The following is a 7,006-nucleotide window of genomic DNA, read 5'->3' on the forward strand; positions in this document are numbered from 1 at the left end:
TACCCAACGATCGAGCGGTTCTCGGAGTTGCGGAACGGCGAGTTCGCGTGCGGGGAGTCGTCGTCTGTCCCATGTCCGTACGCGAACACCCGCCTTCTTGTAGCTCCTTTGATCAAGAGACCCTGAGCTTCGGCGGTGGCTTCGGAAGGTGCGGAACCGCCGGCCAGGTCACTCCGCCGCCCGCTCAGAGGCCCTGGCTACCAGTGCCGCCACGACGGCGCCGATCGACAACGAAATCGGTTCAACCATGCGGGCAATCTCAACCGATCCCTCCCGTAACGCGACCTCGATTGGAACTGGTCCGACGTCGGCTGACCTCGGGCCGCGCGAGCTCGCACAATCTCAAGGCCTCGCGGCGCTGAAGGGGAGCCGGTGTTCGCGCTTTGTCGGTTCTGGCGTTGTCGAGCCGGTCGCGCTCGCGTAAGGACACGTCGAACGACCGGCTACGCGGCGTGCGCAGCCTCGCGAGATCGTGCGCGCGAGTAATCGACCGTCACTGTATGGTCTGGCTTGACCCACCGCGTGGGCGATGGCCCGGTTCGCAGTCTGCCATCAAGGTGGGGTCGATCGCAATGGGAATGCTGGACCATCGCCGCACCTGGGAGTACGACGTCCCGGGGCCACGGGCTCAATGCCTGGACGCATTCGGCCGCGCGTTCTCCGGCTCTGGCGGTCTGGTCGCGAAAGCCAAGTGGACGGTCAGGTAACGAAGCGGCGGCACCGTGGCCACCTACGAGGGCCGCAAGGGGCTCGGCGCGCTTGGGACGATGTCCAAGACTTCCGTGCACGACGCTGATTCCGCGATCGGCTCGGAAGTGACCTTCCAGACTTCTGGCAACGGCAACGGTCGCACCGAGTGCTCGATGTCGCTGAGTTCGTTCGGGCGTGCGGGGATCGGCGGCCTCTTGGGAGCCACGTCCGATGCCCGGTTCATCCGGCCGTACATGCAGGCCGTTGAAAAGGAGATCCGCGCGCTCGATCCCGGAGCGCGGATCGCCAGCAGGTAACCACCGATGCGCTCAGGGTCGGGTCGGCAGCTCCCATGCGAGGCGATAACGACGCAGAAGCGAAGGATTTTCGACGACCAGGCTCATCTCAATGCCCGCCTGCCCATCGCGTTCGCTCGGCGCGACGGTGTACGCCCCGGACCTCTGCAGGTCTGCGCTGAGTGCGGCGTCGACCGTCACCGCCGAGCGGCCGACCAACGGGCCGAACGGTGTGGCATCGAGCTCGGCCGACAGAAATGCCCGCATCTCCAACCGACGGGTCGGAAATGCGATCCGACGTGAGATCCACTCATAGTTCCTCGCGCCCCCGCGCGCATCTGCAGTGGCCTCGAGTATCTGTTCGCGGTACCGGAACTTGTAGGAACGAAATTGTCCGGCCAGCGTAAAGTCGGACATCTCGCCGGCACTGAGCGGAGGCCGGAAGACAATATCCTGAACGAACGTCGAGCCCTCGGTCTTCCGTGGTCGATCCAGTCGCGTTGCTCCGTTGCCCGTTCGCTCGTCGTTGCGCAGCGTCAAGCGGGGCGTTGAGTACTCGTCGAACGGCAAATGACGCTGATTGCCACGCGTGAAGTCGACCGCGCAGTATCCGAGCCCGTTGACGTCGTTGCAGAGGAGTCGACGGCGACCAACGTAGTCCCCATCGACGGTGTCGGGACGAGTCGCCGACGGCCGAAAGCTCCAATCGATCCCCAGCAGCTCATAGACGCGATCAAAGTCCGGCTCTTCGGCGGGAACTGCATCCGAGCCGCGGCGGATCCAGCCCGGAACCGCCGCCTGGTCGCGGATGGTGCGGATCGATGCAGTGACCGCTTCGACGAGGTCAGCCTGGTCTCGGTAGTACCTGCACACAGTGTGCGCTTCCAACTCGGCACGGAACTCTCCGAGGAGATGGCGTGCCTCTGCCGTCGGCTCGCTGAGATCGAACGGTAGTGAACCTGGATCGGCGTGCAGCATCGCCGCGATCGGTTTGCCGCGCGCCGACGCCTCGCGGAACTCACGGCGCGTCCAGGACAGCGGTGGCTGGTCGCTAATCGAGCCGTAGCGGCCGCCGACGACGAAGATGCAGAAATCGGCCGCTTCGATCGACTCCTGGATGATCGGCCATTGGCTACGACCCGCCGATGGGAAGAACTCCATTCCGAGGGGAACGCACTCGTTGGAGAGCAGTACGCGGACAAGTCTCTGCCGCTCCTCGCGAAGATCGAGGAACGTCGATGAGACGAAGCACGTAAAGAGCCGGTCCAATGGTTGCTTGTCCTGTATTGTTGAGTGGACTCGAAGTGAAAATACAACTCTGAATAAGGAAGAGGCTGCATGATAGGGCCTTAGGCGCCTGACCAGCAACCACGACCGAGCGACGATCGTCCCTTCACCACGTCGCGTTACATGGCGAGGCCGTGTCCCCCATCACCCAACAATCCGGTCCGCTCGATCGCCGGCCGGCGCCGGTTCACAGGCGAACCAGCGCGTCAAGAACGCAATCTCGCTCTCGGCCTTCAGTCCCCCCGGTCGCCCGAACGGCCCACGATTCTGGAGCCTGCAAACGAGCTCAATGCCGCGATCATCTGCCTCGCCTCCCGGCGCGTGTCGTTAGCGGTGAGACGGGTCAGCGTCGTCCGAGTGCGCGGAGGGCGTCGTCTGCCTTCGAGCGCACCCGCTCGCTCTCGTCCGCGGACGCGCGACGGCCGAGAGCTTCTACGAGATCCGGATCGGCAATGCCGAGATGCCACGCCGCAAGTGCCGCTTCTCGCCGATTCTCCGCATACGGGTCATCGAGCGCTCGAATGATGCCGTCGACAGCCCGAGCGTGGTCGACCGTCACCAAACCCAGGCTCTGGATACAGCACCCTCGAACGTTTCGTCGTTCTCGTCGAGCCCGCTCAGCAGGGCATTCACGCCCTCGGGGAACCGTCCAAGCGCCGCATGCGCAGCGACAACGTACTGCTTGAACGATGACATCAGAGGCCCAACCGCTCGAGGGTCACCGATGTCGCCGAGCACCTCAGCAATGTCGTTTGCTACGCCGTCGTCGATCTGTCCCGCTGCCGTGTCAGTACTCGCACGCGGAGCGTTGAGTGCCTCCGACAGGGCCGGAACGGCTTCAGAGCCCATGACTACCAGATCCCGTTTCGCGCGCTGGTACTTCGGCATGTTCACCAGCCCGACGGCACGTTGACTGTTCTCCCGATGTTGTTGCTCGAGCACGTCGAGAATGTCACGAACGCGATCCGCAGGGTCTTTGGCCTGGCGTCTGAAGATCACCTTGCCCCCTCGTGTGTCGGCTTCGGTCTGGATGCTCGGCGTCCAAGCGCAATCATGCGTCTCCTCAATGACTCCCGGCGCCAGCTATTCAAGAGTAAGGATGAGTAGGTCGGCGTCATCCGGCGGGATGTGACCACCGAGACGTTCGCACACGCCTGGGGCCAAGCGCCCAGCGAGAGCGCCCAGCTTTCCCGTCATGCGCAACAGCGTGCTCAGCGATGGATTGCCGACCATGTCCTGACAAAAGATCATCTCCTGCATCACGACTGCGCCACGACCGGTTCCTTCGAACTCTTTGACGAACATGCGCCCCACTGTCAACTGCGAGGCGTTCAAGTGGTTGACGTAGTGGGAGGTCTCCATGCTGAACGGCACGTCGAGCGCGAGACCCGCCGTTATTGCCAGTGCCACGTTCTTGTGAATCCTCATGACCACGAGTGCTGGTGCGAACCGCATTCGCCACACCCCACGAGAGTCGTGCCCAGGCACGCTCAGGACAGCGAAGTCTGTGGCTCCGTCGATGTACTCCGGCATCTGCGGAACAAATGCGGCGAGTTGCTGCTCGTCCATCAGTCCGTCCTTGTCGCTGTGGATTGGTTGGGAGGTGTTCATCGATCCGACGCGCCCACCGATTGCAGCCGTCGCAACGCGCGCGCCGGTCAGTCGTTGCTGACCGTATAGCGCAGCTGGTCAGACCCCTCGGCCGGGTCCGTCTATGGGCGCTTCAGGACGCCCGTTAGCGAGGCGAGGCCAACGGCTGCCAGGCCCCACCCGGCAAATTTGATGGCGAGGAACAAGGCCAGCCACGCGGTCTCGTCCGCCGTCGTTGGGTCCGCGTACCAACGCTTGGAGACTCCGAGACCAGCAAAGGGCAAAACATGATCCATCGCAATCGCCGCTGCAGTTGCAACTGAGTCCACTCCGCGACGGGCTGGGAGGGCGCCATCGGTTTGCCGCACAAGGAAGTCCCCACCCAACATCGCCAAGGCCATCGTGGCCAAGGACCGCGCGCTGGGCGGCGTGATGTCAGGACCGAGACGCACAACACGCCGCAGAGAACGAGCCAGCCGATCGCCCTGCCGGGTCGATAGCCGTACTCCACTGCCCACTGCCACACGCGACGCCTTATGCGCTCCCCGGAATGCCGAGGGAGTTCTGCGGTGAGACGTCGCTGCAGCGCGATCAGCACACAACGTTGCCAGTCGGTACGACCAAGCTCGCAGCAAAGGCCAGCCAAGCGCACATACGGCTGACTCGAAACGTCGTCTGTACGCTCAAGGACAGCAAGCCACTCAAGTGGAGATATCCCTGCGAGACGGCCGTAGCTCAGGTGGTCGACTTTGAGAGGGATCCCTTCGAGGTCTGCTTGACGGACGCGGAGGGTGACACACGACGTGCGCGTCAGGACGACCGGACCTTCGATCCGCCACGAAGCGGCGTCGGGCTCCTTGCGCGACAAATAGAGAGCACTGTGAAGCGACGCTCCCGCCAAGCCGACCGCCTTTTCGGCACTGTCCGGGCCTGTTTCCCACCTCAGAGCCTCGCGGGAGACGACGTGCGCCTCCTGCAACCTGAAGTTCCTGTCGACCGTCACGCCGTTCGCGTACAAACCGCCGAACAAGCGCGTGCGGGTGAGAAAAACGTCGCCGAGATGTGCCCGAAACAACTCGATTGCGTTTCGATTCGGCTTGTCCTCGGGCGCCCAGACCTCAGTGCGATTGAGGTTGAGGGACCCTGTGATGCGGGCCCCCAGGGCGTAGAGACCCGCGTCGAGGTAGCCACCGCGAAGGTGGAGCGAACCTTCGATGTCGGCCTCGGCCGCGTCGATCTGACGGATCCATGCGCCGTCGAGCAAAATTCGGCCTTTGACCGTCGCGTGTCGCAGCTTTAGTGCGCCGTCGATGCGGCAATGGCTGAGGTCGAGTTCGCCTCGCCATTCGCGATAGGACAAGTCGATGTCCCCGTCAATGGTGAGGCCGTGCAAGTGAAGCCCAGATCGAGGCAACTCTCCGTGCGCGCCGGACACCAGCTCCGCCACGAGACGCCCCGGGATCACGAGGCCGACTTCGACACGGTCGGGCCGCACCGGCGTTCCGAACGTGCCAGATCCAACCGCGGCCGCGATGAGCCGGCGTTCAGGTACAAGGTCGCCCGCCGCGTGTCGAGCGCAGCTCATCTCGGTGACGCTACCTCCTCGACGCTGCGAGGGCCGATTCGGTCGACGGGTCAGCCAAGATTCTCAGTGGGACGTGACGTGAGCGCTGGCGTCCAGGGCCAACAACTGTGACCGCACCGCCTGCATGTACGGGCGGATGAAGCGGGCATCCGACGTCGCTCCCATCAGACCGCCGATACCCGACCTCCCGGAGCCGCTCAACCACATCGAACAGACCGTTCGGCCACCCGTGGATCCATTGATCTGGAACGTGACCGTCGATCCAATCGCAGTGTCCTGCTCCTGCGCGGCCGTCTTGGACAGCACGCCGCCGAGAGCCCCGATCCCCTTCCTTCCCTTGTACGTCGCCACGGCGCCCTTGCCTGTGCGATTCACGGCCCAGCTCGCCCTGATCAAGCCTCCACCACCGCTGAATGCCCGCCCAAACGCCTCGATACATGCGTCTGGCGTGGCGGCGACGTCGTACTCCCATGTACGCCTGTGATCCAGCATGCCCATGCTTGGTCTCCGTCCGTGGTTGCTTGCGCCGATGGCGACTCCGAGACGTGCGATCACGTCGAGGGAACGAGACCACACAGGATCACCCGAGTGCGCGCGCAGCATCGCAGGCGGTTTCGGGAGTGTCAAACACGCCGTGGACCAGCGCAACGGCTTCGCCGGATGAATCTCAATCGAACTGGGCGCTTACCGAGATCGCCGGGCTCGGCGAGCAGGCGCTCGCGATCGTCGGCGCCCGTGCGCACGACCCCACCCCGATCGGGGTCACCGAGCTGGAGGCGTGCCTGCGCGAGGCGCGTACGCCGGCGGAGATCCGGATGGTCAAGCAGCAGGCGGGAGGAGTGCTGGAGCGCATCGACGGCGTGCTGCTGCGCGACGCGCACGAGAAGATCGGCACGCTCACCGGAGCGCTCGTCCAGGCCTACAGCCTGCCACCTCAGGGGGAGATCTTCTTCTGATCCCGCCGGCGCTGCCGTTCCGTGCAGTGCGTCATGCGCCCTACGGGACCGCGGCATCTCGAGGAACCGCCAGATGAAGAACTGCCCCGATCGTGTGCGCAGCCGGTCGAGGCGGTGGCCTTCGACGGTGACGGAGACGACGTTCGGCGTCTCACCCGTGACCGAGGTGACCCGCAGTCGGTGACGCTAGGAGCGCTACGCCGGGAGCCCGAGGTGGAACACGACCACGACCGCGATGTCATAGATCACCTACCAATGGGCCTGCGCGAGCACGGAGTTACATGAGACGGCTCTCATGAGTGGCCGAACCGTCGCGTCGTCATCGCCGTAACCCAGCGCGGCGGCGGAGACCGTCCTGGTCTTTGCCGACTCGGCGCTGATCGGCCGAAGGAGGACCCATGTCTGCACGTGCCCCATCCCGCCGGCTGCTCGGAGCGGCGGTGATCCTCGCAGCACTCGTAGTGGCCGCTCCGGCCTCGGCTCGGCCCCCAGCGGGGCAATATCAGGTGCACAACCTGGTCTCAAACGTCACCGGCGTAGCCGACAACGTCGATCCGAACCTCGTCAACGCGTGGGGGCTGGCCGCCGGCCCGACCTCTCCG

Annotated in this window: 8 protein-coding genes and 1 pseudogene; 4 read left to right on the forward strand and 5 right to left on the reverse strand. The window is 64.5% G+C overall.

What is annotated here, in order from left to right; all coding sequences use genetic code 11:
- The first annotated feature begins 722 nt into the window (after nt 1-722).
- Entirely contained in the window at nt 723-1,007 is a 285-nt protein-coding gene (locus OM076_RS42655; RefSeq protein ID WP_270046319.1) for a hypothetical protein, read from the forward strand.
- 12 nt (nt 1,008-1,019) lie between these two features.
- Here OM076_RS42655 and OM076_RS42660 read toward each other — a convergent pair whose 3' ends face one another.
- The 4 genes from OM076_RS42660 to OM076_RS42675 form a co-directional block, all read right to left on the reverse strand.
- A complete protein-coding gene (locus tag OM076_RS42660) occupies nt 1,020-2,255 on the reverse strand; it encodes a DUF4062 domain-containing protein (protein WP_270046320.1) in 1,236 nt (411 codons plus the stop codon).
- Between the two features lie 361 nt (nt 2,256-2,616).
- On the reverse strand, nt 2,617-2,832 hold the full coding sequence (locus OM076_RS42665; RefSeq protein ID WP_270046321.1) for a hypothetical protein: 216 nt from the start codon (nt 2,830-2,832) through the stop codon (nt 2,617-2,619).
- The gene (locus tag OM076_RS42670) at nt 2,829-3,272 is read right to left on the reverse strand and encodes a hypothetical protein (protein WP_270046322.1); all 444 of its coding nucleotides are present in this window, start codon (nt 3,270-3,272) and stop codon (nt 2,829-2,831) included. Before OM076_RS42670 ends, OM076_RS42665 begins: the two co-directional genes overlap by 4 nt.
- An 84-nt stretch (nt 3,273-3,356) precedes the next feature.
- Nucleotides 3,357-3,884, reverse strand: a complete 528-nt coding sequence (locus OM076_RS42675; protein ID WP_270046323.1) for a hypothetical protein — start codon at nt 3,882-3,884, stop codon at nt 3,357-3,359.
- Nucleotides 3,885-4,413: 529 nt separating this feature from the next.
- Here OM076_RS42675 and OM076_RS42680 point away from each other — a divergent pair.
- On the forward strand, nt 4,414-5,163 hold the full coding sequence (locus tag OM076_RS42680) for a hypothetical protein (RefSeq protein WP_270046324.1): 750 nt from the start codon (nt 4,414-4,416) through the stop codon (nt 5,161-5,163).
- A gap of 348 nt (nt 5,164-5,511) precedes the next feature.
- Here the strand turns inward: OM076_RS42680 and OM076_RS42685 are convergent, their stop codons facing one another.
- Entirely contained in the window at nt 5,512-5,946 is a 435-nt protein-coding gene (locus OM076_RS42685) for a hypothetical protein (RefSeq protein ID WP_270046325.1), read from the reverse strand.
- 122 nt (nt 5,947-6,068) lie between these two features.
- Here OM076_RS42685 and OM076_RS42690 point away from each other — a divergent pair, with 122 nt between their 5' ends.
- Both OM076_RS42690 and OM076_RS42695 read left to right on the forward strand, forming a co-directional pair.
- Complete coding sequence (locus OM076_RS42690) at nt 6,069-6,404, forward strand: hypothetical protein (protein WP_270046326.1); 336 nt, start codon at nt 6,069-6,071, stop codon at nt 6,402-6,404.
- A 398-nt stretch (nt 6,405-6,802) separates the two neighbouring features.
- Nucleotides 6,803-7,006 (forward strand): annotated as a pseudogene (locus OM076_RS42695) (TIGR03118 family protein); the annotation flags it as partial.

Source organism: Solirubrobacter ginsenosidimutans (assembly GCF_027587205.1).